Origin of the sequence: Photobacterium kishitanii (genome assembly GCF_003026355.1) — a bacterium.
In the GTDB taxonomy this organism is placed as follows: Bacteria; Pseudomonadota; Gammaproteobacteria; order Enterobacterales; family Vibrionaceae; genus Photobacterium; species Photobacterium kishitanii.
In genome coordinates, this window is the sequence record NZ_PYON01000004.1 from 70,537 (window position 1) to 95,633 (window position 25,097).

The window sequence follows — 25,097 nt, forward strand, 5'->3', positions numbered from 1 at the left end:
CTACTCAGTAAATACGCTAAGGGGCAAGAGTCTAGTGCGAGTTGGCTAGTTTGTCATCTTTGTTTTTATATTGAACGTAGATGATGACCTGAAATAATGGTGGTTGGTTGTAAGTGATGCTTATCACATGCGATTGCCATTTTTAACATGCTAGTTGCCACATCTTCTGCAGGTATTGGAGTAAAGTGTTTTAGGGGGCCAATCATTATTGGATGAATAATTTCAAAAATACGTTGAATGGCTAATTCATCTTTACGAGGTTTATTACGCTCCCCTTTAAGTGGCCCTGGGCGAACAAAAACACAATGTTCAAACGCAAGCGCTGTTAATGCTTGTTCCATCTTACCTTTACAGCGTAAATAATGAGCTGGAGAATGTTGGCATGCACCTAAGCTTGATACGACGACAAGGTGTTTTACGCCGAGGTTTTTCATGGTGATAGCAACATTTTTGACTAAATCGACATCAATAGCTTCAAGAGCCTGATTGCTACCGGCTTCTTTTTTAGTGGTGCCTAAACAGATAAAACCATATTCAGGTATAGGTTGATCGTTTTCCCAAGTAATAATACGTAATTGACTGTCTATAATTTGATGTAATCTCTTACTATGAAAAGGTAATGATCGACGAGTCAGGGCGTAGATGTGATTAAAACGAGGGTGATCGAGTAATTGATGTAATAGCTCAGTACCGATTAAGCCGCTGGCTCCAGCAATAATCGCATTCAGTGAATGGGGTGACATAAGTGTATCCATCATAATAAGTCGAGGGCTATAGATAGCGTATTTTTATCTAATTTGCTTTTAAGTGCATCAAATTTCACTCATTAGGGGCTATTTATGGTGCAGTTATGGCTATCATCACTCATATTCGACGTATAATAGCGTTAAAGTGAATCAAAAGAATTAACTAGGACACCCTATGAACACATTAATCACATTGCCTCCACATTGGCAAGGTATGTCGGCCGCTTTTATTGAAGGCGCTTTATTTGCAGCAAATGCTAACCCTAAGCCAATGGAGCCAGAAGTATGGTTACCTGTGTTAATAAATGGCGGCGGCGATGAAGTAGCAGTAGTGATGGTCGATGAGGCTGATAAAATGCCTATTCTTAATCATTTTGAAATGCAATATCGAATGGTAAAGGCGGGTGAATATCAATTACCTGAGTGTTTGTTGTGGCAACAAGATGGCAGTACAGAGGTTGCATTGCGTGAATTTGCTCAAGGCTTTTTAGCTGTATGGGTATTCATTGAGCCTAACTGGCAGCAACAAACAGTATCAGATGGCACCATGCGGATGTTATCTGCGTTATTGACGACATTAATGTTGCTGGTGGATGAAGCTGAAACGTTAGCTCAAATGGAACAAGCGGGTGTAACGGGCATGCCTGCGGCGAGTGAGTTATATGCACAATTACCATTAATGCTAACCGAAGTGATGATGGCAGCAGATCAATTGCAGATAGGTTCTGGCGCACAGGCAATTAATCCGTTTAAAGGTATTGGACGCAATGATCCATGTCCGTGCGAAAGTGGTAAGAAATTTAAACAATGCTGTGGTAAGACACTGTAATGTTAGTGAATAAACCACGTTTGATTGTAGTTGCCGGCGTGATTGAAAAACAAGGTTATTATTTCATTGCACAGCGGTTAGAGAGTGCAAGTCAGGGTGGTTTGTGGGAATTTCCTGGCGGTAAAGTTGAAGTTGATGAAACGCCAGCACAAGCTCTCGAACGTGAATTGTGTGAAGAGTTGTCTATTGGTACGACAACAGGAGTATGGTTGGCTGATAGTGTCTTTGATTATGGTGATAAAATCGTTGAACTTAAAGGTTATTTAAGTCATTGGCAGCAAGGTGAGATCCAATTAAATAGTCATCAACAAATGGCGTGGGTTTCATTATCACAATTAGATAATTATCGTTTTTGTGCGGCCGACTATCCGATTATCACTGCCTTACATAATCATATGGCGCAGATGAGTAACGCCAAAGGGTAAATATATAGTTGTAGATTAAATTGGCAGATCAAAAAAGCGAAGCATAGTGCTTCGCTTTTTTATGTATTGGCGTATCAGCTTAACGCTTATTACCAAAAAATTGTGCGATAACCATAATAGCCCATACGATAAGATTGGCTGCAAAAATAATCACTAGCCATTGTGGCATTGAAAGGCCAAGGAATCCCCATACGATTTTAGCGCAATCACCATAAGCTTCAAACATCCATGGCGCCCAGTGGTTAAGGGGAGCCCATGATGGGAATTTGACAAATAAATCACAGGTTGCAAATGGCGATGGATTAAATTGAAAACCAACGTGTTGATATGCCAGCTCTAAGCCACGGTATGCACCATAACCCCAGCCAGCTAAACCTAACCAGCGTAATAGACCATTTTTAGGTGCTATTAAACCAATTAGAGCTGCAATACCAATCCCCATCATTGCGACACGTTCATAAACGCACATCACACAAGGTGCAAGGTTCATGACGTGTTCGAAAAAGAGCGCCGAACTTTCAAAGAAAATAATTGAGAGTAGTAGTAGCAACCAAGCTAAACGTGTTTTTGAAAAAGAATTAAGCACTTGCATTATCGGTACTCTAATAACTAACTGGACAAAACAACGCCCTGAACATCAGGGCGTTGAAAAGAGATATGGCATTTATTACGATTCGTTATTCAAGCATAGCTCTAAAGATAAGTAAATCTTCATATAAGTCCGTTGTGTTATTTTAATGACCTACCGCAGGAACTGATGCAGCTGCGTCTATTGTTGCTTGAGTTAACCAGTTCATGCTGTAGAACCAATCCGTCATTGGTACGAGTAACAATTCAATACCCGCTAAACCAACAAAGGTTAAAACGATAGTATAAGGTAAGGCCATATAGACCATACGTCCGTAAGAAAGACGAATTAGAGGAGCAAGCGCAGACGTGAGTACGAATAAGAATGCTGCCTGGCCATTAGCGTTGCAACTGAAGGTAAGTTGGTACCTGTATTGATAGCAACGGCTAACATATCAAACTGATTACGATCGATGACACCATTGACTAATGCAGCTTTAACTTCGTTAATGTATACCGTACCGACAAAAACATTATCCGATACCATCGACAATAAACCATTGGCAATATAGAACATGGTTAATTGAGAGCTACCTTCAAGTGTTAATACCCAACCGATAATTGGTGTAAATAACTGTTGATCAATAATCACAGCAACTACAGAGAAAAATACTGCTAATAATGCGGTGAAAGGTAATGCTTCCTCAAACGCTTTCCCTAAGGCATGCTCTTCCGTGATTCCCGTAAATGCCGTCGCAAAAATGATAACGGTTAGACCAATTAATCCAACAGCCGCTAAGTGCATTGCTAGACCAACAATCAGCCAAACAGCAATAATGCCTTGTACGATAAACTTTGCATAATCAACGTTAGTGCGGCGTTTACGTTCTTCGTTATCGAGGTCTACCAAAATGGCACGAACATTTTCTGGCAATTGCGCTCCATAACCACAAATTTTGAATTTCTCAACCAGAACACAAGTACAAAGACCACAAATGAACACCGGAATAGTGACTGGTGACATACGAATAATAAACTCACCAAACTGCCAGCCAGCTTGGTCGGCAATGATTAAGTTTTGTGGTTCACCGACCATCGTCATTACACCGCCAAGTGCAGTACCGACACCTGCATGCATTAATAAGCTGCGTAAAAAAGCACGATAGTTTTCAAGATCATCACGGCTTAGTTCTTGGACATGATCATCGTCAGTATGATCATGATGAGCATTAGGATCTTGTCCTGAAGCGACTTTGTGATAAATGCTATAGAAACCAACAGTAACGCTGATAACCACCGCAATAACGGTTAGTGCATCAAGAAATGCTGATAGGAAAGCGGCCATGATGCAAAAAGCAAGAGAAAGCAGTATCTTAGATTTAATGCTGATTAATATTTTGGTGAAAATAAACAGTAGCAGCTGCTTCATGAAGTAGATGCCAGCAACCATAAAGACTAATAGTAATAGTACTTCGATATTTGCTACCAGCTCATGCTTCACTTGTTCTGCACTGGTCATGCCAATTGCAACAGCTTCAATGGCGAGCAAACCGCCAGGCTGAAGAGGATAACATTTAAGTGCCATTGCAAGAGTAAAGATAAACTCTACTACCAGTAACCACCCAGCAACAAAAGGATCGACGAGAAAGAAAACCAATGGATTAATGATAAGAAAAGAAATGATTGCAATTTTGTACCAGTCAGGTGCCTTACCTAAAAAGTTTTTTATAAAAGCATTCCCTAGCGATATAGCCATGTTTAAATCTCTTAAATTAGTGCAAGTTTGAAGGTATGAAATGGTACGAATGCGTGCGAGGACTAATCAGCTGATAATTAATCGCATCATGCTAAAAATTTTCAGGAGTGATTGAGTTCTTTAAGATAAACATCATAAATAATGACATTTAACTTAAAGCAGGCAGCAACGTCCATTTGCTCCCAGTTTGTTAATGATAACTCTACCGATTGAATTTTATTAGTCAACCGCATACACATACATGCAAATAAATTGTAACGTTTTCATCACAAATTGAGGCTGGTACCTTAGATATTAGCGCTACAATATACAGAATATTGCAGGCAAAATATCGCAAGCTGATAAAATAATGCAACTAAGGCAATCTTTGAAGGTATAGATGGTTTATTTTTGTACATATCTATCTGCTTAGTGTCAGACTTGTGTACTAGATTTCAGCTATTGAAGAACTAGTGGTATGATGAGTGTTAATAAATAACATAAGCAAGAAGCGAATTGGATTGAACTTAGATGGTTATTAAGGCAGATAGCCCAGCGACGTTTGCTGAGAAATACATTATTGAAAGTATCTGGAATAATCACTTTCCTCAGGGCTCTATTCTTCCTGCTGAGCGTGAACTTTCGGAACTGATTGGCGTAACTCGAACAACATTACGTGAAGTATTGCAGCGTTTAGCACGAGATGGCTGGTTAACGATTCAACATGGTAAACCGACCCGTGTAAATAATTACATGGATACATCTGGTTTAAGCATTTTAGATACGTTAATCACACTAGATGGACAGGATGTCCAACGAGTATTAGCTGATTTATTAGCTGCTCGTACGGATATTAGTAGTGTTTTTATGCGCTATGCTGTCAAAGGTAATCCAGAAAACTCCAGCGAATTAATTCAACATGTTATTGAATCATGTCAGCGATTATTAGCTGCCGAGAGTTTTGCTGAGTTTATTGAAAATAGTGATGACCGATTAAACTTACTCCAAGAAGTAAAGAAAATCGTCGATAAATACGGTAAAAATGATCCTCAGCTATGTGAGGAAATTTGTCGTGCACGCGCTTTTAATTATTATGATTACCGTTTGTTCCAAGGAATGGCGGGAAAATCAGGTAACACGCTTTATGTGCTGACAATCAATGGACTGCGTAAAATTTATACCCGCGTTGGTGGTTATTATTTTATGAATCCGGAAGCGTGCCAATTAGCGCTGAATTTCTATAGTGACCTGCAAGCATATTGTGATGGTCATCAAGCAGAGTTAGTTGCTGATCGTATTAAAAAATATGGCCGAGAAAGTGGTGCGATTTGGTATACCCATCGCGTTAAGATCTCTAAATATTTATATGAAGAAGAGCAGTAAAAATATTGCTAATATAAAAATAAAAAAGAGAGCTTATTAGCTCTCTTTTTTTATAACCATCGTATCTTATTGGATAAAGATGTTAATATAACTAATAATTAGTTATACGTTATGTTAATAGTAAAGATTAAAATGATCAGCAGTAAAATATATCAAATTGGCCCTATTCACTACGATAGTTCAACGCGAGTGTTGACACATAAAAATGGCTATACCGAGTATTTTACGCCGAGAGTGAGTGATGTCTTTTTATTATTGTTAGAGTATCAAGGGCAATGTGTTGAGAAAGATTTATTATTATCTCAATGCTGGGGGGATGTTATTGTCTCTGAGCAGGCGCTGACGAATGTTATTTCTAAATTAAGAAAGATACTGCATAAAAATTGTCCAGATATTTTAACTATCACTACCGTAAGTAAATCAGGTTATTTGCTTGAGGTTGTTGGTAGTGTACAAAAAGAAAGCAATATTAATGATTGTGACGTTACTGCGCCTATTGTTAAAGAACAAACCATTAATAGTGGTACTGCTGCTATACCTTTCGAGAGCAACCGAGCTAAAGCGAGTTGGTTAAGTAGTCATAAAATAACTGTTTTATTAATCTTTTTTTTAGGTGTATTACTAATTTTAACTGCTTATAACTATTATGAAATAAAATCACGACCTTATTTTATTAATAAATCGAGTTATTCTGAAGCAGTTAATATACGTAATAATACTGTTTATATCCATACAGTAAATAACTCTGAATTAGATTCGAGTAAAATTATCGAAGAGATAAAACAAGGAATATCTTCAATCTGTAATGCTGAGGTTTACGTGAGGTTTTATAATAATACGAGAATAAAGAACCATGTAGGGTTAGTTATATTTATTATTACCAATGATGGAAGGGCTTTTAATTTTAGAATGTCTGAATATACAAATGATGATTTAGGAGAGAGGTTGAATTATTATTTGATGGGGAAAAGTGTTGCATGTTAAAGATCGTAAATATTACTTTATCGATAATTGTTATTATTGTATTGCTTGGGTTGTTTATTTTAAAGGTTAAGGATGATCGCCTTGTTACAACACGGTGGTACTGTGATCAATCCAAAAATAGCTTTATATCTAAAGCATACACTGAATATCGTACTTTTACCGAACATATGATTTTTACCTTTAGCTCTGAAGATAGCTTTATGATTCATGAATATATTACAGTAGAGAAAAATAATGGTAATAGATCTCCTATTGAGGTGTTTTATGAGGGTAAATACAACCAAAGAAAGAATGAATTAACGTTAAAATTTGAGCGAGTGAGATTACTTAAAAAATATCAAGACAGTAATATAAATAAGAGCTATCAAGATTATCAGGGCTATAGTATATCGTACGCTTATAAGCAGTTAGGCAACAAGATGTATTTCTACTCAATGAATAAAAGTGATGTTTTTGATATGGTTTGTTATAAAAATTAGTCTGGCTGTATTTTATAAAGCGATTGCAAAGAATCGATCTTTTAATATGTTAACGATTTAATTTTGATAATATTGGATGTATAAAATTATTTTTATTGTTTTTATTAAATTTATTTGAAACTTTTTGTTTTAATTTTTAATCACTTAGTATTTTATTTGGTGATGGTTTTTTTTTGGTTTGTTTTTTTTCGATATAAATTTGTATTCTGTCACCTCTTTTTTATACCCAATTTGGATTTATATCTCATGAAAAAATTAATCGTAGCAGCAGTAATGTGTTCATTATTATCTTCATATGCAGTCGCTAGCGAAAATAATACAGCATTAAATAAGTATAAGGGTTTTTATGTTGGTGGCGGTGTTGGTACAACAGATTTTCATGATAAAGTTTCATCAGAAATGTCTAAGGAACATGGCATCGGTATTTCAACTAAATCAGATACAGCATATAAAGTAATTACGGGTTACCAATTTAACCGTATTGTTTCTATTGAAGCACAATATACTTCTTATGGTGATACTAAATATAATATCGTGTCTGAAGGAGATACAGGAAAATTTAAGGTTAAACAACAGTCATACAGTATCGCAGCGAATGTTGGTTATACGTTTGATAATGGTTTACGTCCTTTTGCAACTGCTGGCCTAGGTCAAATGTTTATTAAATCGGGAAGTTTTAAAAAAGATGGCGGCTTATATCGTTTAGGTGCTGGCGTAGAGTATCAAATTAAACAAGTTCCAGGCTTAGGTATGCGTGTGGCTTATGAGGCAGACTTTTATACTCTTGAAGATAAATATAATAATAAAGATTATGATCAATCAGTTGGTAGCTGGTATGTTGGTACTACATATAAATTCTAAATTATTAAATTTATCATAATATAATAAAACCGCCTTGATATAACAAACAAGGCGGTTTTTATTAATTATATATCGGTATTATATTGTGTATTGGCAGGGCAGGTTGCAATAATTTTCCCACGACCATCAGGTAATTCTTCTTCTAGGGTCACGTTAAATCCCCATAGTCGATGTAAGTGCTTAATGACCTCAGTATGACTCTCTGCGAGAGGAATACGATTATGAGGAATATAGCGTAACGTTAATGAACGATCCCCGCGTAAAGCTACATTCCATATTTGTAAATTGGGCTCATTATTACTGAGATTATATTGTGATGATAATTTCTCACGAATAGCACGGTAGCCTTCTTCATTATGTATTGCACTGACTTCGACATAGTTATGGCGATCATCATCGTCAACAGCAAAGAATTTAAAATCACGCATTAATTTGGGTGATAAAAATTGGCTAATAAAACTTTCATCTTTAAAATTTTCCATCGCAAAATGTAGCGTTTCAAGCCAATCAGAGCCGGCAATATCTGGGAACCAATACTTATCTTCGGCAGTAGGATTTTCGCAAATACGACGTATGTCTTGGAACATTGCAAAGCCTAATGCATAAGGATTAATTCCGTTGTAGTAAGGGCTATTATATTCAGGCTGTGCGACAACATTAGTATGGCTATGTAGAAATTCCATAATGAATCTATCAGTCACTAAACCGTCATCATAAAGATGATTCAAAATAGTGTAATGCCAAAATGTGGCCCAACCTTCGTTCATTACTTGGGTTTGTTTTTGTGGATAAAAATATTGGCTAACTTTACGTACAATACGAACGAGCTCTCGTTGCCATGGCTCAAGTAATGGTGCGTGTTTTTCAAAGAAATACAGAATATTTTCTTGAGGCTCAGTAGGGAAACGCTCTTCTTCAATAACAGTTTCTTTTGTGTGGTGTTGTGGAATGGTTCGCCATAGAGAGTTTACTTGAGACTGAAGGTAATCTTCACGCGCTTTTTGGCGTGCAGTTTCTTCGACTAAGGATATTTTTTGTGGACGTTTATAGCGATCAACGCCGTAATTCATTAGCGCATGACAAGAGTCGAGAAGTTTTTCTACATCATCAACACCATATTTTTCTTCGCACTCAGTTATATATTTGCGAGCGAATAAGAGGTAGTCAATAATCGAACTGGCATCAGTCCAAGTTTTAAAAAGATAATTACTTTTAAAGAAAGAGTTATGCCCATAACATGCGTGCGCCATCACTAATGCTTGCATGGTAATGGTATTTTCTTCCATCAGATAAGAGATACAAGGGTTCGAATTAATAACAATCTCGTAGGCTAAACCCATTTGCCCATGTTTGTAACCCCGCTCAGTTTCAATGAAACGTTTACCAAATGACCAATGGTGATAGTTGATTGGCATTCCGATACTGGAATAAGCATCCATCATTTGTTCGGCAGTGATAACTTCAATTTGATTTGGGTAGGTATCAAGCCGATAGTGTGCAGCTACACGTTTGATTTCGACATGATATTGTTCAAGCAAATCAAAAGTCCAATCTGGTCCATCACTGAGTGGTTTTGTTGTTGTCATTATTGCCATCACTCAATCTCCCCATGTTATTCACTATTTAACGAATAAATAATCATAATCGGCACAGGTTTACGATTGTACCGATTATATTTAGTACCGTGGAATAGCGTTAATTTAACTGACTTGTTTTTTAAATAGCTCCCTAAACACCGGGAAAATATCATCGACTGTTTTAATATTTTGCATTGCGAAATTTTCATGGCCGCTATGTAAGGATTCATACTCTCGCCACAGAGTTTGATGTGCGCGACGAGTGATCTCAATATATGAGTAATAGCGTGTTACTGGCAGTATGTGCTTATCAAGTAATTCACGGCAACCAGGGGAGTCATCCGCCCAATTATCACCATCAGAAGCTTGTGCTGCATAAATGTTCCACTCTTCTGGGCGATAACGTTGTTTAACGATGTCATGCATCATTTTTAATGCACTTGAAACTATAGTGCCACCAGTTTCTTGAGAATAGAAAAACTCATGTTCATCAACTTCTTTAGCTTGGGTGTGATGGCGAATAAACACCACTTCAACATTTTTGTAAGTACGATTTAAAAATAAATACAGCAGTATATAAAACCGTTTAGCGATATCTTTAGTGGCTTGATCCATCGAGCCTGATACATCCATTAAGCAGAACATGACAGCCTGACTTGATGGTTGTGGGCGACGTTCATAGTTTTTGTAACGTAAGTCAAAAGTATCAATAAATGGCGTACTGTTAATTTTTTTCCGTAATACGGTAATTTCTTGTTTAATGCGTTCCTCTTCAAAAGGTTGAGCTGGTTCGGTTGTGAACAGTAATTCAAGGGCTTGTTCAAGTTCACGTACTTTTCGGCGTTTACCTGCGGTCATTGCTGTTCGTCTTGCGAGCGAATTTTGTAATGATTTTACAATCGCAATATTTGACGGTACGCCTTGTGATTTATAACCTGCACGAAATGTTTTCCATTCTACGATCTGACTAATGGCATTTTTCTGTAGATTAGGCAGCTCTAAATCTTCAAATAATAAATCTAGATATTCATCTTTCGATATTTGAAAGACAAAATCGTCCTGACCATCACCATCAGGACTTGCCTGACCTTCGCCTGCACCACCTTGACCGCCACCTCCTTGTGGACGTTCAATACGATCTCCTGGAATAAATTGGTCATTACCGGGGTGGACGACTTCTCGTTGTCCCCCTTTACCTTGATGAAATACTGGTTCGCTAATGTCGCGAGAGGGGATGGTTATATCCTCACCACTATCGACATCAGTAATCGAACGTTTATTTACCGCATCAGCAATAGACTCTTTTATTTGCTGTTTATGACGGCGTAAAAAACGTTGGCGATTGACGGTGCTCTTATTTTTACCGTTGAGCCTTCGATCAATAAAATGTGCCATAGCTCCCCCTTCGTTGTCAGTCGGTTACGACGACTTACGTACGCGTAAGTACCATTCAGACAATAAACGCACTTGTTTACGGGTATAGCCTTTTTCCATCATACGAGCGACAAAATCATCGTGCTTTTTCTGCTCATCGGTTGAGGTTTTGGCATTAAAGGAAATAACCGGTAGTAGTTCTTCGGTGTTAGAGAACATTTTTTTCTCAATCACGGTGCGTAGTTTTTCATAGCTGGTCCAATTTGGATTTTTACCTGCATTATTAGCACGAGCACGAAGTACAAAATTGACGATTTCATTACGAAAATCTTTTGGATTACTGATGCCAGCTGGCTTCTCAATTTTTTCTAGTTCGTTATTGAGAGCCGAACGGTCAAATAATTGGCCAGTATCAGGATCGCGGTATTCCTGATCTTGAATCCAGAAGTCAGCATAACTCACATAACGGTCAAAGATGTTTTGGCCATATTCTGAATAAGACTCAAGGTAAGCGGTTTGAATTTCTTTACCAATAAATTCGACATATTTAGGCGTTAAGAACCCCTTAAGGTGCTCAAGATATTTCTCGGCGATGTCTTGTGGAAATTGTTCACGCTCAATTTGTTGTTCAAGAACGTAGAAAAGGTGAACTGGGTTTGCAGCAACTTCAGCATGATCAAAGTTAAATACTCGCGAGAGGATTTTAAAGGCGAAACGGGTTGAGAGCCCATTCATACCTTCATCAACACCAGCATAATCACGGTACTCTTGATATGATTTTGCTTTAGGATCGGTATCTTTAAGTGTTTCACCATCATAAACACGCATTTTTGAATATACACTGGAGTTTTCAGGCTCTTTAAGACGAGATAACACCGTGAAACGTGCTAGAATTTCAAGAGTACTTGGTGAACATGGTGCGGAAGATAACTCACTGTTTTGTAGTAACTTTTCGTATATTCGCATTTCTTCCGATACGCGTAAACAATAAGGGACTTTAACGATATAGACCCGATCAAGAAAGGCCTCATTCGTTTTATTATTACGGAATGTTTGCCACTCAGATTCGTTTGAGTGCGCTAAAATCATACCGTCAAAAGGTAAGGCTGATAACCCTTCCGTACCGTTGTAGTTACCTTCCTGTGTCGCTGTTAATAAGGGGTGTAGCACTTTTAATGGCGCTTTAAACATCTCTACGAATTCCATTACACCTTGGTTAGCTTTACATAAGGCACCTGAATAGCTATATGCATCTGGATCATCTTGAGAAAAATGTTCAAGCTGACGAATATCGACTTTACCTACTAATGATGAAATATCTTGGTTGTTTTCATCACCGGGCTCCGTTTTTGCAATCGCGATTTGATCAATAATTGATGGGCGAATTTTAATTACTTTAAATTGGGTAATATCACCGCCAAATTCATGTAATCGCTTTGCAGCCCATGGTGACATAATAGTATTAAGGTAACGGCTTGGAATACCATATTCATCTTTAAGCAAGCTACCATCTTCTTGTTTATCAAATAAGCAAAAAGGATGATCATTGACGGGGCTACGTTCACCATTGGCGGTAAGAATATAAATAGGTACTTTTTGCATTAAACTTTTTAGTTTTTCAGCTAATGATGATTTACCACCACCAACTGGGCCTAATAAATACAGAATTTGTTTACGCTCTTCGAGCCCTTGTGCCGCGTGTTTAAGATAGGACACGATTTGCTCAATGGCTTCTTCCATACCATAGAAATCTTTAAACGTGTCATAGCGTGATATTACGCGGTTTGAAAATAAGCGGCTAAGATGTGGATCTTGCGCGGTATCTATCATTTCTGGCTCGCCAATGGCCATTAGAAGACGCTCTGCTGCGTTGACGTAAGAACTACGGTCGTCTTTACAGATATCAAGGAATTGTTGTAATGAAAGCTCTTCGTCCTTAGCTTCTTCGTAGCGCTGACGATAGTGGTCAAAAATACTCATAGTATGCCCCCTCAATCGTTCTTATATTTAAGAGTAATTAATGAAAAACAGAGTGTTTCTACATTGCTTACTTATTTAAGCCTAGTCTGAACTTATCATTTTGTATTGCAGAGTTACTGATTGGTAAATAAATTTTTTGTTAATAAATAGGATGTAATTGCTGATTAAATAACCGATATTGACCACTATCCTTTAATTAAAAGGCTTTCGCAAGTTAAAATGCTACAAAGTTATTGCATATGTGTATTTTTTGTGAATGTAAGTGATGGTTGTGTCAGTTGACTTAAAATGCTTAATATTATGATCTTGTCAGTTTTTATATCTGGTTATTGATTTGAATTTGAATTAAATAATTGAGTATTGAGTTGATACTAGTTTTATTGTGTTTTTTTTGTTATCGAGTATTTTTTTATCCTGTCTCAGGATTAGGAGTAAATGATAAATTGTAAGAATTTACGTTGCTGAACTTACTTTTTAACACAAAAGGGTTGCTGCTGATTTAACCTCAATAAGTAATGATTGTTGTTTAGAGTATGGAGTAAGATCTTATGTCTATTTGTCGTGTTGATACAGTATCGATTCCAGTCTCTGATCAAAATCAAGCACTGCAATTTTATCGTGATGTGTTAGGTTTTGAATTGATTAGAGATCATACTGAGAGCCAACAGACACGATGGGTACAACTTGTGCCTAAAGGTGCAGAAACAACGATTAGCTTAGTCAAACCCTTTGCGGGAATGGAGGCTGGAGGGGTTCAGGGATTGGTGGTTCAAACATATGATATCCAATCAACACATCAGGAGCTGAGTGGTCGAGGGGTGGCGTTATCTGAAATTATTACCATGATGGAAGGGCGATTTGCGACTTTTAATGATCCTGATGGTAATGGTTGGGTACTTATTGAATCAACGGGTACGATGTTGGCATAAATCACTAGCAAGATAGCTACCTTGCTAGTGATGCGTTTTTAAAACTAGCGTTGAACGGCAATACGAGTTGAAAGTGTATGTGTTTGACCTGGTTGTAATTCAATGGTTGGAGTATGAATAGTTGATTCAACACACACCATTGTTTCATAGCTGTTATCTGCCATATCAGCCATATTAATCGATAACTCTTGCCAAGGATTCCAAATAACTGCAGCGTTATGGCCTTGATTTGTAACTAAAATAGCCCGCTGATTATTTTTATCGTCAATAGTAATTGTTGCTAGGGGATGAGTATAAACACGATCTGTCTCAGCTTCGAAAGTTAACACATCTGTGCCATGGCACTCTTTTCCTGCTTGGGTACTATCTAAATATTCGCTGCCCATACCTGTAACTGAAGTATTATTGATATCAGCAATATCAAAGTAGGTATGTAATGCGCCGCCGTATGACCAAGGCTGAGTATCTGTATTGGTTGAGGTTAGGCTTACATTGAGCTCTGAACTCATTTCAAATGTCATTTGATTATGGAATTTATGCGGCCAAATTGCACGTGTATCTTGATTATCTTCGAGCGTTAAAGTGACAATAACGCCGTTATCATTTTCACGGTGTTGTGATAGCGTCCATTCACTTGTACGTGCGAATCCGTGTGATGGTGTTGCAGCTTTGCCAAACCATGGCCAACAAACTGGAATTCCGCCTCGAACTGCTTTTGCTAGATCAAATTCAGCTTTTTCGCTTAACCAAATAACGTCTTTTTCACCAACGGGTTTAAACCAAAGTAAATGACCACCATGGAGAGAAATACCCGCTTCTACCATCGGATGAATGATACGAATAATCTTCATACCTTGATATTCGCATACGGTAACAGCATCAGATAATGCATTGATTGTCGAAAGTTGACGTAAATCCATCTTCTTTTCCTTAATGTTAGGTGGCGAAAGCGCCCATTTTTATGTTTTCGCGTGTATTTAGTCCAAAAATATAAACAATGGAAACTTATTTTTCGTTTTAAAATATCAAAGAATATAAAAATTTATTTGTTATTTTTGTAACGGATTTGATCGAGATATTTCATGATTTATAGTTTAAACGTGTTTGGTTGCTTGTTTTATAACATGCTAACTTACGGCAAAGAGATAAAGTACGGCATTATTAGTGAGTTGATATATTTTAGGTATAAAAAAGGCGACACCCTTAAGCGTCGCCTCTTACTATCAGCTTTCAAAGAAAGTCAGTTAATTGCTTACATTACTTAGAGATGTGAGCGATTAGGTCTAGAACTTTGTTTGAGTAACCGATTTCGTTGTCGTACCAAGATACAACTTTAACGAAGTTATCGTTAAGTGCGATACCAGCTGCAGCATCAAAGATTGAAGTGCGAGTGTCGCCGTTGAAGTCAGTAGAAACAACTGCATCTTCAGTGTAACCAAGAATGCCTTTTAGTTCGCCTTCTGATGCAGCTTTCATTGCAGCACAGATAGCTTCGTAAGAAGCGCCTTTCTCTAGGTTAACTGTTAGGTCAACTACAGAAACGTTAGCAGTTGGTACGCGGAAAGCCATACCAGTTAGTTTGCCGTTGATTTCTGGAAGAACAACGCCTACTGCTTTAGCAGCACCAGTTGATGATGGGATGATGTTCTGAGAAGCACCACGACCGCCACGCCAGTCTTTAGCTGAAGGACCATCTACAGTTTTTTGAGTTGCTGTAGTAGCGTGAACTGTTGTCATAAGACCAGAAACGATACCGAAGTTGTCGTTAAGAACTTTAGCGATAGGCGCTAGACAGTTAGTAGTACAAGAAGCGTTAGAAACGATATCTTGACCAGCGTAAGTTGAATCGTTAACACCCATTACGAACATAGGAGTAGCATCTTTAGATGGGCCAGTAAGAACAACTTTCTTAGCGCCAGCTGTGATGTGCTTACGTGCAGTCTCGTCTGTTAGGAACAGGCCAGTTGCTTCAGCTACTACGTCAACGTTGATTGCATCCCACTTAAGATCTTCAGGGTTACGCTCAGCAGTTACACGTACAGTTTTACCGTTAACGATTAAGTTACCGCCTTCAACTTCAACAGTACCGTTGAAACGGCCGTGAGTTGAGTCGTACTTAAGCATGTATGCCATGTATTCAACGTCGATTAGGTCGTTGATACCAACAACTTCGATGTCAGTGCGCTCTTGCGCTGCACGGAAAACAAAACGACCGATACGGCCAAAACCGTTAATACCTACTTTAATTGTCATTACAGTTGCTCCACAACTTAATTTCTAATGAAATATAACTGGTAGTAAAATTACAGAATCCTTTGTAAGCCTGCAAGCAAAAAAATCGTTTAAATTGCTTAAGGTCAAAAAAAAGTTCGGATCTTTTTTACATTTACACTACAACGACGGTAATTTGTACAAATACTGTTTAAATTACCGTCACAGTAATTGTTAACTTTTAATCATATTTACAAAAACAAAAAACAGTTTTTGAATCTATGTGACTTTTTGCACAAGAAGTATGTGGTACAGTGGACCTAAATAGCAAATATATTTATTCGGTTTACTTAAAACACAACAAAAGGCAACAAAGAATGAATAAAAAAGATAATGCATATTGGCGGGATAAGTTATCTACTGATGCTTATCAAGTTTGTCGTGAGCAAGCAACTGAAGCACCATTTAGTGGCACATTACTACACAATCGTGAAACAGGTATTTATTCATGTACCTGTTGTGGTCAGTCTTTATTTGCTTCTACTAATAAATATGATTCTGGATGTGGTTGGCCAAGTTTTGATGCTCCAATTACCAAAGAATGTATCCGCTATTTGAATGATAATAGTCACGGTATGGTGCGTACTGAGATCCGCTGTTCTGAATGTGATAGCCATTTGGGCCACATTTTTCCTGATGGCCCGCCGTCAACGGGTGAACGGTTTTGTGTAAATTCAATCTCACTACTTTTCTCAAAAGATGATTAATATCGGTGGCTATAGGTTGTACCTATTGCGATTGAGAGTAATGGGTACACTTAAATATAAACTTACTAATAGTTGTATCAGTATTAATATTGGGCAGTGATTTCTGTTCGAGTATATTGCCCATTTTCTAATGCAGCGATTATATTGAGTGCAATTGTATCTAACCGCTGTCGTTCTTTACTCGTTAAAATAAATTGACTTTTAATTAATGAACTTGTCATTTTTTGTTTTTTATTCTGGCTATGATTACTCGCTACGTTTGTCCATACATATGCCGCAGAGATGTCTTTTTGTTGATAATATAATGTCGCAAGTGAATGTAATATATTGATATTGATATCATTATTGGGTTTATAAAGACTAAGACTGTGATGCAATATATCCAACGTTTTAACGGTGTTTTTTCCGATATAATAACTAGCAAGCGCTAACTGCAATTCAGGGTGTTCAAGTTTTTTATTACCTTCAAGGGCGAGAAATTGTTGTTTAGCTTTTTTGTCTCCTTGACCCCAACGATAATAAATAATATGGGGGTCTTGAGATGACAGTAATTCTTGGTTAAGTCGCTCAATACTTTCATAGCTATGATAGAGCGCTTGCATCCGCTTAGTTTTACGCTGCTTTAATTCTGTTGGTTCAATGCGCGCGGCATATTCAAGACAGAATTGGTATTCTTTCGTTGCTTTTAACTCTTTAAATTTGTGTTCATCGGTGGGCATTTGTAACGTGTTATAACGTTGCCATATGAGGTTAGTACGTTGAATTCGACATTGTCCATCATTAAGATTTAATGGTTGGCATAGACTAGGGTTATCATTACATAAGCTATCTGTTGTACGGTAACGATCAAAGCAACCACTAAGTAATAGTGGCAGTAATATTATTACCTTAATGTTATATACATTATAACGAGGCGTGGTAGCTGCTGGTAATGAGACGATGGCCAAAATATGAACTCATTAAAAGATAGAAGCTTAAATTTAACATTATATTTTGTTTTGTAAATGACTTGTTTTTAGTAACTTAAGTTAGCGTGACACCAACGCAATTCAGCAGCACATTTTTTTGTATGCTAGTAGTAAATATCATCATAATCATTATGGTAGGAGGTAATAATATGGATATTAGTCAGTTATTAACAGCGATGACGCCTGAGGTTTATCAGCGTATTTTAACTGCGGTTGAAACAGGAAAGTGGCTCGATGGCTCAGTCTTGACGCCACAATTACGTGATAGTGCGATGCAAGCCGTGATGCTATACCAATCACGACATAATATTAATGCTGATCATATGACGGTAGCCGCTGGTGGTGAGATTAAATTTAAATCTAAAGCTGAATTGAAACGGGATTTTGCAGTTAACTCCTCCGCGACAACTTGCAATGCTGATACCGCTATTAGTGATAATGATATTGCCCGTTTTGAGCATGATCAGTTGTAATCATTATGTTGTGTTGATGAGTGCGGCAAAATCATTGGTTCACAATAAAAATCTTGTAATTGATGATCTTCTTCTGCAATAAAATTTGCAATCCATGGTTCAAGCTCTATCCGTTGTAGATAAGCATGTAACTGTGGATAGTGTGGTTGTAGACGTAGCCCACTCATCCAGCCACTGCGAAATACACTCCATAAACTGATTTCTGCTATTGAAAAATGATCGCTCACATAACCTTGCGGTGGAACTTGCTGGTTGAGGTAGTGCAATACGTCAGGCAGGTGGTGAGTTAAACATTGATTGACAGCTTCTTCATCACAGGTTTTATCCTGCATTTTTTGACGTAATATTTTTTGATAAAATAACACGCCGCCGATTAAAGAGGTTACTCGGGTTGCAGCGTATGATTCGAGCCAGCGTATTTGAGCGCGTTGGTGTGCATTACCGGGATATAAAGGTGGTATCGGGTAGACATCATCTAAATAATGCGCAATAACGGTAGAATCGAGAATGGTTAGCTTTTCATGTTCAAGTACTGGGACCTTTCCCATAGGATGGCGTTTGTGCGCGAGTTCTTTTTCGATATAGGGATTGAGTGGTTGCAGCTCGTAACGAATACCTTTGTAATTGAGCGCTAACATTATTTTGCGTACGGAAGGTGAGATTGATGTGCCGTGTAAAATCATAATGATTACTTATTGCTTGGCTCAATGAGCGATAGTATTGCAATAAGTGTAGTTGCTTTGTTGCTATCAGTAATAGAAAGTCATGATTAAAAAAGAGCCATAAGGCTCTTTTTAGTAATATTGCTGAATGGATGATTTAGAGCCCATTAATGGGTTAGCTCACCACGTAAATCTTGCTGCATCATGCTACGGATAGTTTCTGTAGAGAGGTTTTGGCTTAATAGATAATGTAATTTAGCCAGTGCCGCTTCAGGCGTCATATCATAACCGCTTAATACTCCAGCCTCTGCAAGGGCACAGCCTGTCGCATAACCACCCATATTCACTTTGCCTGATAGGCATTGGGTTAAGTTCATAACAATAACACCGCGATCTGTTGCAGCTTTCAATTGTTCAAGTAGTTGTTTATTTTGTGGTGCATTACCAACACCAAATGTTAGTAATATCATGGCATTGACTGGTTGGCGTAAAGTATTACGAATCACTTCAGAAGAAATACCTGGGTACATAGTGATGACCCCAATAGGTTGAGGTGTAATCGTATGAACTTTAAAAGCACCTTCGGGCTTTTTATCTATTTGAGCAATGCTATTAACGCTAATATTAATACCGGCTTCTAACAGTGGTGGTAAGTTTGGTGAAATAAATGCTCCAAAACCATCAGCGTGTGCTTTAGTACTGCGATTACCACGGATTAATTGATTATTGAAAAACACTGTAACTTCATTGATTGGATAATTAGCCGCAATATGAAGCGCATTAAGTAAATTACTTTGGCCGTCAGAGCGTAATTCAACCAGTGGAATTTGTGAGCCAGTCACAATCACGGGTTTATCTAAATTTTCAAACATGAATGATAATGCCGATGCGGTGTAAGCCATGGTATCGGTACCATGTAAAATCACAAAGCCATCGTATTTATCATAATTAGCTTTAATATCATCAGCAATTCGTTGCCAATCCATCGGTGTCATATCTGACGAATCGATGAGCGGAGTATACTCATTGATAGTAAATTCTGGCATTTCTGAACGATGGAATTCTGGCATGCTTGCCAATTGCTTCTGCATAAAACCAGCAACAGGAACATAGCCATGATCCGATTTTTGCATACCAATAGTGCCGCCAGTGTAAGCGATGTAAATGTGTTTTCTTTCCATTTTGAAGCTCAGAATGAACGAATGAGTGCGCGTATTATACGCAAACTATATGAAGATGCGAGGTTAGTTAGATTTGTAGTGCGATTGTGTGAGTTAAAATGTGATCGTAGTTAACTGTGCTGATTAATTGAGCTGTGATGGTGTAAATTACTGCTTTCACTCTAAATGGAAATGATGATAAAGCAAACAACCCGACCAATAAAACATGGTCGGGTTAGTATGCACTATTATGGTTAATTAACCGTACTGCAGTTTAAGCAGAAGGCATAGCGGCCATTGGGATCATTAAAATTGGTCAGTGAGGTTAGATCTTTTGCTACTTTAGTCACTGGCGCTAAGGTTGATGGCATATCGCCAAATACCATGCTCGCAACTTGAACTTTCACTTCACCTGACAGTTCTTTAAAGAATTGTTGTACTGGTGATAGTGGTTGTTGCATCCACACGAGTTGGTAATCTTTTAGTTTTGCTAATTCAACCGCTGCCGTTATTGCAGTGTCGAAATCACCTAATTTATCCACTAAACCACGTTGTTGGGCATCTTTACCTGTCCATACACGGCCTTGGGCAATTTTATCTGCTTGAGCTAATGACATATGACGGTATTTACTGACTAAGCCAATAAAACGTTGATAGCCATTATCAACCCCAAGTTGGAACACTTTCGCAACGCCTTCTGGCAGTGCACGGGTGACACCAACCCCAGAGAAGGGAGTCGTACCAACACCATCACTGTAAACGCCTAGTTTCTCTAAGCCTTTTTCAAATGTTGTTAAAATGGCAAAGATACCAATTGAGCCAGTAATTGTTGTTGGTTGAGCAATGATTTCACTGGCACTCGATGATATCCAGTAACCACCAGATGCGGCCACACTCGACATTGAAACCACCACCGGTTTGCCCGCTTTTTTCAGTGCATCAACTTCATTACGAATAATCTCCGAAGCAAAAGCACTGCCTCCTGGACTATCAACGCGTAGGATCACTGATTTCACTTGTTTATCAAAGCGTGCTTTACGTAATAGTGCTGCAATAGTGTCACCGCCAGCTGAGCCTTGGCTGCTTTTGCCATCGACAATCGCGCCACTTGCTATAACAACGGCCACTTTATTTGTCGATGGTTGTTGATTATCGACTAAGAGTGGTAGGTAATCGTAAAAGCTAATTTGTTTAAAGCTATGCTTGTCGTTAGCGCCGAATTTTTTGATCAAAAATTGCGTCATTTGATCACGGGTAACCAATGAATCAACTAAGCCTAACTTTTTACTTAACTGAGCAAAATCACCATGGACAGATTCTAGTTGGGTAACAAACTCATCAATGTTTGGGGTTAGAGTTTGTGGCTTAATATCGCGGTTGTTAGCGATATCGTCACTAAATGCGCCCCATAATTGGGTTAACCATACTGTATTGGCTTCTTTCGCTGCCGCTGACATGCCATCACGAATATAAGGTTCAACAAATGACTTATAGGTACCGACACGGAAAACGTGGGTTGTGACGTCTAATTTAGCCAATAAGCTCTTATAATACAGAGTGTAAGTACCATAGCCTGTTAGCATTACACCACCATCAGGTGATAAAAATACCTTATCGGCGTAACTTGCAAGGTAGTATTGGCTTTGGCTGTAATTATCACCATAAGCATAAACAGGTTTACCTGTGGCTTTAAACTCTTCGATTGCTTTCGCAATGTATCGCATCTTAGTTAAGCTGGTTTCAGACATACCTTTGAGATTGAGTACTAAGCCAGTGATGTCTTTATCTGTTGCGGCTGCACGAATAGTTTCGACAACATCAAATAATACATTTTGCTGTACTTCGGGTTTGCCTAATGCCTCACTCATAACGCTATCAAGTGGATTGTCATAGTTCTTTTGTTCAACAATCGGGCCTGATAGGTTGAGTACTAATGCTGAGGGTTCAGTGGTATCGGTAGCTTTATCTTCATCTGTTAATGCAAAAATGATCGCGCCAATAATAAAAACGAACAAAATGTTGAGGACAAATTTGCGAGTAAAGTTAATTAACTTCCCGATAGCAAGGACGAATTTTCCAATCCTTGAGAATATGGCTTTCATGAAAATTCCTGATAATGATGATTGCGATATCGTAGCGTAGTCACTACTGAAATACAGTTTTTTTAGGGTGTTATTGTTAGCAAGGATAAAATAAAAGTATGAGATTGATTATAAATAGTGAGTCGGATCATGTAAATGTTGCTGATCTGTTAAATGGTGGTGGTGTTATTCAGTAAGCTGAAATATACTGGTCAGACCATAACGGTTAGGAGCAGCTCATGGACGATAAAATATATCCATTTTTATTGGCACCGCTGGATCTTGGTTTTACTCAATTACGTAACCGTGTATTGATGGGCTCAATGCATACTGGATTAGAAGAAGAACGCGGCGGTTTTCATAAACTGGCCACGTTTTATGCCACTAGAGCTCAGGCTGGGGTTGGGTTAATTGTCACTGGTGGTTTCTCACCTAATTTTCGCGGTCGGCTACATCCATTAAGCGCTGAGTTTAGTAATAGTCGTCATGTGCGTAAACACCAAATTATTACAACTGCTGTGCATCAGCAAGGCGGTAAAATTGCATTGCAGCTATTGCATGCTGGGCGCTATGCAATGTCACCATTTGCAGTGAGTGCCTCTGCTATTCGTTCTCCTATTTCTAAATTTACTCCCTCTAAAATGAGTCATCGTCAGATTAAAAATACCATTAATGATTTTGCGCATAGTGCTGAGCTTGCACGTGAGGCGGGTTATGACGGCGTTGAATTGATGGGTTCAGAAGGCTATCTCATTAATCAATTTATTTGTCAGCGATCTAATCAGCGTTACGATGATTGGGGGGGAAGTTATGACAATCGAATTCGATTTGCAGTTGAGATAGTACGTGCTGTACGGGCAAGTGTTGGTCGTGATTTTATTATTATTTTTCGATTGTCGATGTTGGATTTAGTTGAGCAAGGTAGCACTTATGATGAAGTGGTACAGCTCGCGACTGAATTAGAAGCTGCAGGAGTGACAATTTTAAATACAGGTATTGGTTGGCATGAGACGCGAATACCCACTATTGCAACTCAAGTACCACGGGCAGCGTTTGCTTGGGTAACCGAAAAAATTAAGCAACAGGTGTCGATTCCGATTGTGACCTGTAATCGTATTAATACCCCACAAGTCGCTGAAAATATTTTATCTCAAGGACAAGCTGATATGGTATCGATGGCAAGACCATTCTTAGCCGATCCTGAGTTTGTCTTAAAAGCTGAGCAAAATCGAGCAGATGATATTAATACCTGTATTGGATGTAATCAGGCATGTTTGGATCATGTTTTTGTTGGTAAGCGCGCGAGTTGTTTAGTCAATCCTCAAGCCTGTTATGAGACTGAGTTGGTATTAACGGCGGTTGCGACATCACGAAAAGTGGCAGTAATTGGTGGTGGTCCAGCTGGAATGGCATGCGCCGTTGCTGCTGCGGAGCGTGGTTTTAAGGTTGATTTATTTGAAAAAAATAACCATGTTGGCGGCCAGTTTAATTTGGCAATGCAGATCCCGGGCAAAGAAGAATTCAAAGAAACTATTCGTTATTTTACGCGCCGATTAGCACAAACGGGGGTTAAGGTACGATTAGGTGTTGAGGCTAAGGTTGATCAATTATTGGATTATGATGAAGTGGTTATTGCGACGGGGGTTCAACCACGAATACCACCAATTGCGGGTATTGAACACCCTAAAGTTATTGATTATCAAACCTTGATTAGCAATAAGATGTCACTTGGGCAAAAAGTAGCCATTATTGGTGCTGGTGGAATTGGGGTTGATGTCGCAACCATGCTAACAGAGCCAGTTGAAAACGATCTTGATAGTTGGTTACGTGAATGGGATATCGATAAAAGCTTGAATTACAGCGGTGGCTTGTTACCGAGCGATGATTATATTAGCCCTCGCCAAGTATGGCTTATGCAACGTCGGCAAGGAAAAGTAGGTAAAGGGCCGGGTCGCACAACGGGGTGGATCCATCGTCGTACTTTAGAAAAACGCGGGGTTAAATTATGGGCTGGTGTGCAGTATCAAGCTATCGACGATCAAGGATTACATCTTATTGTTGATGGGCAAGCTTATACGCTTGATGTTGATAATATTGTCATTTGTACTGGTCAAACCTCGGTCGATAACTTATCACAACAATTAACAGCGCAAGGTATTTCTGTACATGTCATTGGTGGAGCAGAAGAAGCAGGAGAGGTTGATGCCAAACGGGTGATCCGTCAAGGGGTTGAGCTAGCTGCGAAGTTATAAGAGCTGTCGCTTGTGTTCGTTGCTTTAACTATCTTATTATACGCTAAACAATAATTATTTTCATTTTGAGGTTGTTATGGACGCGCTATCACTTCTGCTTAATCGTCGCTCATTACCTAAATTGGTAGAGCCTGCACCAGCAGGGGATGTTCTTGAGAATATCTTTCGTGCCGGACTACGTGCTCCCGATCATGGTGGTTTAACTCCGTGGCGTTTTATTGTGTCTCAAGGTGAGAGTTTAACGAAGCTTGCCAATATTCTGGTTGCTGCAGCTAAAGCTGATAATTTAGATGATTTTGTGATTGAGAAAGCTTCAAAAGCACCTTTTCGAGCACCGATGGTGATCACGGTTGTGAGTAAAGTAACATCAGATCATAAAGTGCCAGTTATCGAACAACATCTTTCGGCGGGGTGTGCTGTACAAGCGATGCAAATGGCGGCGGTAGCACAAGGATATTCTGGTTTTTGGCGTACAGGCTCTTGGGCATATCATCCTGTTGTGCGTGAAGCATTAGGTGTCAAAGGTGAAGATATGATTGTTGGCTTTTTATATCTAGGTTCGATCGGTTGTCGTGAGGCGAAAGTCCATGAGCGCGATCTCACACAATTCGTTGAATATTTGTAACGGTAGCATCACAACAGATGTAACGTTAA

General features: G+C 38.6%; 22 protein-coding genes and 1 pseudogene. 11 read left to right on the forward strand and 12 right to left on the reverse strand.

The features are described 5' to 3' along the window. Positions 1 to 65: 65 nt before the first annotated feature. Complete coding sequence (locus C0W29_RS06160; protein ID WP_045044911.1) at positions 66 to 743, reverse strand: NAD(P)H-binding protein; 678 nt, start codon at positions 741 to 743, stop codon at positions 66 to 68. Between the two features lie 178 nt (positions 744 to 921). On the opposite strand from C0W29_RS06160, the gene C0W29_RS06165 reads away from it, so the two are divergent. Together C0W29_RS06165 and C0W29_RS06170 are read left to right on the forward strand one after the other, a co-directional pair. Continuing rightward, positions 922 to 1,575: a YecA/YgfB family protein gene (locus C0W29_RS06165; RefSeq protein WP_045044910.1), complete on the forward strand. Its 654-nt coding sequence runs from the start codon at positions 922 to 924 to the stop codon at positions 1,573 to 1,575. Then, positions 1,575 to 2,000 carry a (deoxy)nucleoside triphosphate pyrophosphohydrolase gene (locus C0W29_RS06170; RefSeq protein WP_045044909.1) on the forward strand — a complete coding sequence of 142 codons (426 nt, stop codon included), beginning with the start codon at positions 1,575 to 1,577 and terminating at the stop codon, positions 1,998 to 2,000. The genes C0W29_RS06165 and C0W29_RS06170 overlap by 1 nt, the downstream gene beginning before the upstream one ends. Positions 2,001 to 2,079: 79 nt before the next feature. Here the strand turns inward: C0W29_RS06170 and dsbB are convergent, their stop codons facing one another. Together dsbB and nhaB are read right to left on the reverse strand one after the other, a co-directional pair. After that, positions 2,080 to 2,592, reverse strand: a complete 513-nt coding sequence (dsbB, locus tag C0W29_RS06175) for a disulfide bond formation protein DsbB (protein WP_045042801.1) — start codon at positions 2,590 to 2,592, stop codon at positions 2,080 to 2,082. Between the two features lie 142 nt (positions 2,593 to 2,734). Then, positions 2,735 to 4,323, reverse strand: a pseudogene (gene nhaB / locus C0W29_RS06180) (Na(+)/H(+) antiporter NhaB). A 510-nt stretch (positions 4,324 to 4,833) separates the two neighbouring features. Here nhaB and fadR point away from each other — a divergent pair. The 4 genes from fadR (at position 4,834) to C0W29_RS06200 (ending at position 8,009) form a co-directional block, all read left to right on the forward strand. Beyond that, entirely contained in the window at positions 4,834 to 5,685 is an 852-nt protein-coding gene (fadR, locus tag C0W29_RS06185; protein WP_036793734.1) for a fatty acid metabolism transcriptional regulator FadR, read from the forward strand. A gap of 132 nt (positions 5,686 to 5,817) precedes the next feature. Then, the gene (locus tag C0W29_RS06190) at positions 5,818 to 6,669 is read left to right on the forward strand and encodes a winged helix-turn-helix domain-containing protein (RefSeq protein WP_080895379.1); all 852 of its coding nucleotides are present in this window, start codon (positions 5,818 to 5,820) and stop codon (positions 6,667 to 6,669) included. Beyond that, positions 6,663 to 7,148 (forward strand): hypothetical protein, encoded by a 486-nt coding sequence (locus C0W29_RS06195; RefSeq protein WP_045044907.1) that lies wholly within the window; start codon positions 6,663 to 6,665, stop codon positions 7,146 to 7,148. The genes C0W29_RS06190 and C0W29_RS06195 overlap by 7 nt, the downstream gene beginning before the upstream one ends. A 246-nt stretch (positions 7,149 to 7,394) precedes the next feature. Then, complete coding sequence (locus C0W29_RS06200; protein ID WP_045044906.1) at positions 7,395 to 8,009, forward strand: porin family protein; 615 nt, start codon at positions 7,395 to 7,397, stop codon at positions 8,007 to 8,009. Positions 8,010 to 8,074: 65 nt separating this feature from the next. On the opposite strand, the gene C0W29_RS06205 is transcribed toward C0W29_RS06200, so the two are convergent. The 3 genes from C0W29_RS06205 to C0W29_RS06215 form a co-directional block, all read right to left on the reverse strand. After that, positions 8,075 to 9,604, reverse strand: coding sequence for a SpoVR family protein (locus C0W29_RS06205; RefSeq protein ID WP_045044905.1), 1,530 nt, complete (start codon positions 9,602 to 9,604; stop codon positions 8,075 to 8,077). A gap of 105 nt (positions 9,605 to 9,709) precedes the next feature. Continuing rightward, positions 9,710 to 10,981, reverse strand: a complete 1,272-nt coding sequence (locus C0W29_RS06210) for a YeaH/YhbH family protein (protein ID WP_045042806.1) — start codon at positions 10,979 to 10,981, stop codon at positions 9,710 to 9,712. A 24-nt stretch (positions 10,982 to 11,005) separates the two neighbouring features. Continuing rightward, entirely contained in the window at positions 11,006 to 12,940 is a 1,935-nt protein-coding gene (locus C0W29_RS06215) for a PrkA family serine protein kinase (RefSeq protein ID WP_045042807.1), read from the reverse strand. Positions 12,941 to 13,488: 548 nt separating this feature from the next. On the opposite strand from C0W29_RS06215, the gene C0W29_RS06220 reads away from it, so the two are divergent. Next, positions 13,489 to 13,869 (forward strand): VOC family protein, encoded by a 381-nt coding sequence (locus C0W29_RS06220; protein ID WP_036793744.1) that lies wholly within the window; start codon positions 13,489 to 13,491, stop codon positions 13,867 to 13,869. 44 nt (positions 13,870 to 13,913) lie between these two features. Here C0W29_RS06220 and C0W29_RS06225 read toward each other — a convergent pair whose 3' ends face one another. Further along, the gene (locus tag C0W29_RS06225; protein WP_045044904.1) at positions 13,914 to 14,789 is read right to left on the reverse strand and encodes a D-hexose-6-phosphate mutarotase; all 876 of its coding nucleotides are present in this window, start codon (positions 14,787 to 14,789) and stop codon (positions 13,914 to 13,916) included. Positions 14,790 to 15,126: 337 nt separating this feature from the next. Next, entirely contained in the window at positions 15,127 to 16,122 is a 996-nt protein-coding gene (gene gap / locus C0W29_RS06235; RefSeq protein ID WP_036793748.1) for a type I glyceraldehyde-3-phosphate dehydrogenase, read from the reverse strand. A gap of 335 nt (positions 16,123 to 16,457) precedes the next feature. Between gap and msrB the strand changes: the two genes are divergently transcribed. Beyond that, positions 16,458 to 16,847: a peptide-methionine (R)-S-oxide reductase MsrB gene (msrB, locus tag C0W29_RS06240; RefSeq protein ID WP_036793749.1), complete on the forward strand. Its 390-nt coding sequence runs from the start codon at positions 16,458 to 16,460 to the stop codon at positions 16,845 to 16,847. 83 nt (positions 16,848 to 16,930) lie between these two features. Here the strand turns inward: msrB and C0W29_RS06245 are convergent, their stop codons facing one another. Further along, positions 16,931 to 17,794 carry a DUF2989 domain-containing protein gene (locus tag C0W29_RS06245; RefSeq protein ID WP_235869003.1) on the reverse strand — a complete coding sequence of 288 codons (864 nt, stop codon included), beginning with the start codon at positions 17,792 to 17,794 and terminating at the stop codon, positions 16,931 to 16,933. A 170-nt stretch (positions 17,795 to 17,964) separates the two neighbouring features. On the opposite strand from C0W29_RS06245, the gene C0W29_RS06250 reads away from it, so the two are divergent. Then, positions 17,965 to 18,288, forward strand: coding sequence for a YeaC family protein (locus C0W29_RS06250; protein ID WP_036793751.1), 324 nt, complete (start codon positions 17,965 to 17,967; stop codon positions 18,286 to 18,288). Here the strand turns inward: C0W29_RS06250 and C0W29_RS06255 are convergent. The 3 genes from C0W29_RS06255 to sppA form a co-directional block, all read right to left on the reverse strand. Next, complete coding sequence (locus C0W29_RS06255; RefSeq protein WP_036793754.1) at positions 18,279 to 18,971, reverse strand: glutathione S-transferase family protein; 693 nt, start codon at positions 18,969 to 18,971, stop codon at positions 18,279 to 18,281. The genes C0W29_RS06250 and C0W29_RS06255 overlap by 10 nt on opposite strands. 146 nt (positions 18,972 to 19,117) lie before the next feature. Beyond that, a complete protein-coding gene (ansA, locus tag C0W29_RS06260) occupies positions 19,118 to 20,131 on the reverse strand; it encodes an asparaginase (RefSeq protein ID WP_036793755.1) in 1,014 nt (337 codons plus the stop codon). Between the two features lie 233 nt (positions 20,132 to 20,364). Beyond that, entirely contained in the window at positions 20,365 to 22,212 is a 1,848-nt protein-coding gene (gene sppA / locus C0W29_RS06265; RefSeq protein WP_045044903.1) for a signal peptide peptidase SppA, read from the reverse strand. Positions 22,213 to 22,430: 218 nt separating this feature from the next. Here sppA and C0W29_RS06270 point away from each other — a divergent pair, with 218 nt between their 5' ends. Together C0W29_RS06270 and C0W29_RS06275 are read left to right on the forward strand one after the other, a co-directional pair. Next, a complete protein-coding gene (locus tag C0W29_RS06270; protein ID WP_045044902.1) occupies positions 22,431 to 24,443 on the forward strand; it encodes an NADPH-dependent 2,4-dienoyl-CoA reductase in 2,013 nt (670 codons plus the stop codon). 76 nt (positions 24,444 to 24,519) lie between these two features. Further along, positions 24,520 to 25,068 (forward strand): NAD(P)H nitroreductase, encoded by a 549-nt coding sequence (locus C0W29_RS06275; protein WP_045042812.1) that lies wholly within the window; start codon positions 24,520 to 24,522, stop codon positions 25,066 to 25,068. Positions 25,069 to 25,097 lie beyond the last annotated feature (29 nt).

What these genes read in the sequence shown, in the direction of transcription:
- C0W29_RS06225 (WP_045044904.1), bottom strand. Translation starts at nt 14,789, where the DNA reads ATGGATTTACGTCAACTTTCGACAATCAATGCATTATCTGATGCTGTT.
- C0W29_RS06210 (WP_045042806.1), bottom strand. Translation starts at nt 10,981, where the DNA reads ATGGCACATTTTATTGATCGAAGGCTCAACGGTAAAAATAAGAGCACC.
- C0W29_RS06215 (WP_045042807.1), bottom strand. Translation starts at nt 12,940, where the DNA reads ATGAGTATTTTTGACCACTATCGTCAGCGCTACGAAGAAGCTAAGGAC.
- C0W29_RS06205 (WP_045044905.1), bottom strand. Translation starts at nt 9,604, where the DNA reads ATGGCAATAATGACAACAACAAAACCACTCAGTGATGGACCAGATTGG.
- C0W29_RS06195 (WP_045044907.1), top strand. Translation starts at nt 6,663, where the DNA reads ATGTTAAAGATCGTAAATATTACTTTATCGATAATTGTTATTATTGTA.
- ansA (WP_036793755.1), bottom strand. Translation starts at nt 20,131, where the DNA reads ATGGAAAGAAAACACATTTACATCGCTTACACTGGCGGCACTATTGGT.
- C0W29_RS06250 (WP_036793751.1), top strand. Translation starts at nt 17,965, where the DNA reads ATGGATATTAGTCAGTTATTAACAGCGATGACGCCTGAGGTTTATCAG.
- C0W29_RS06190 (WP_080895379.1), top strand. Translation starts at nt 5,818, where the DNA reads ATGATCAGCAGTAAAATATATCAAATTGGCCCTATTCACTACGATAGT.
- fadR (WP_036793734.1), top strand. Translation starts at nt 4,834, where the DNA reads ATGGTTATTAAGGCAGATAGCCCAGCGACGTTTGCTGAGAAATACATT.
- sppA (WP_045044903.1), bottom strand. Translation starts at nt 22,212, where the DNA reads ATGAAAGCCATATTCTCAAGGATTGGAAAATTCGTCCTTGCTATCGGG.
- dsbB (WP_045042801.1), bottom strand. Translation starts at nt 2,592, where the DNA reads ATGCAAGTGCTTAATTCTTTTTCAAAAACACGTTTAGCTTGGTTGCTA.
- C0W29_RS06255 (WP_036793754.1), bottom strand. Translation starts at nt 18,971, where the DNA reads ATGATTTTACACGGCACATCAATCTCACCTTCCGTACGCAAAATAATG.
- C0W29_RS06170 (WP_045044909.1), top strand. Translation starts at nt 1,575, where the DNA reads ATGTTAGTGAATAAACCACGTTTGATTGTAGTTGCCGGCGTGATTGAA.
- gap (WP_036793748.1), bottom strand. Translation starts at nt 16,122, where the DNA reads ATGACAATTAAAGTAGGTATTAACGGTTTTGGCCGTATCGGTCGTTTT.
- C0W29_RS06160 (WP_045044911.1), bottom strand. Translation starts at nt 743, where the DNA reads ATGTCACCCCATTCACTGAATGCGATTATTGCTGGAGCCAGCGGCTTA.
- C0W29_RS06270 (WP_045044902.1), top strand. Translation starts at nt 22,431, where the DNA reads ATGGACGATAAAATATATCCATTTTTATTGGCACCGCTGGATCTTGGT.
- C0W29_RS06165 (WP_045044910.1), top strand. Translation starts at nt 922, where the DNA reads ATGAACACATTAATCACATTGCCTCCACATTGGCAAGGTATGTCGGCC.
- C0W29_RS06220 (WP_036793744.1), top strand. Translation starts at nt 13,489, where the DNA reads ATGTCTATTTGTCGTGTTGATACAGTATCGATTCCAGTCTCTGATCAA.
- C0W29_RS06200 (WP_045044906.1), top strand. Translation starts at nt 7,395, where the DNA reads ATGAAAAAATTAATCGTAGCAGCAGTAATGTGTTCATTATTATCTTCA.
- msrB (WP_036793749.1), top strand. Translation starts at nt 16,458, where the DNA reads ATGAATAAAAAAGATAATGCATATTGGCGGGATAAGTTATCTACTGAT.
- C0W29_RS06275 (WP_045042812.1), top strand. Translation starts at nt 24,520, where the DNA reads ATGGACGCGCTATCACTTCTGCTTAATCGTCGCTCATTACCTAAATTG.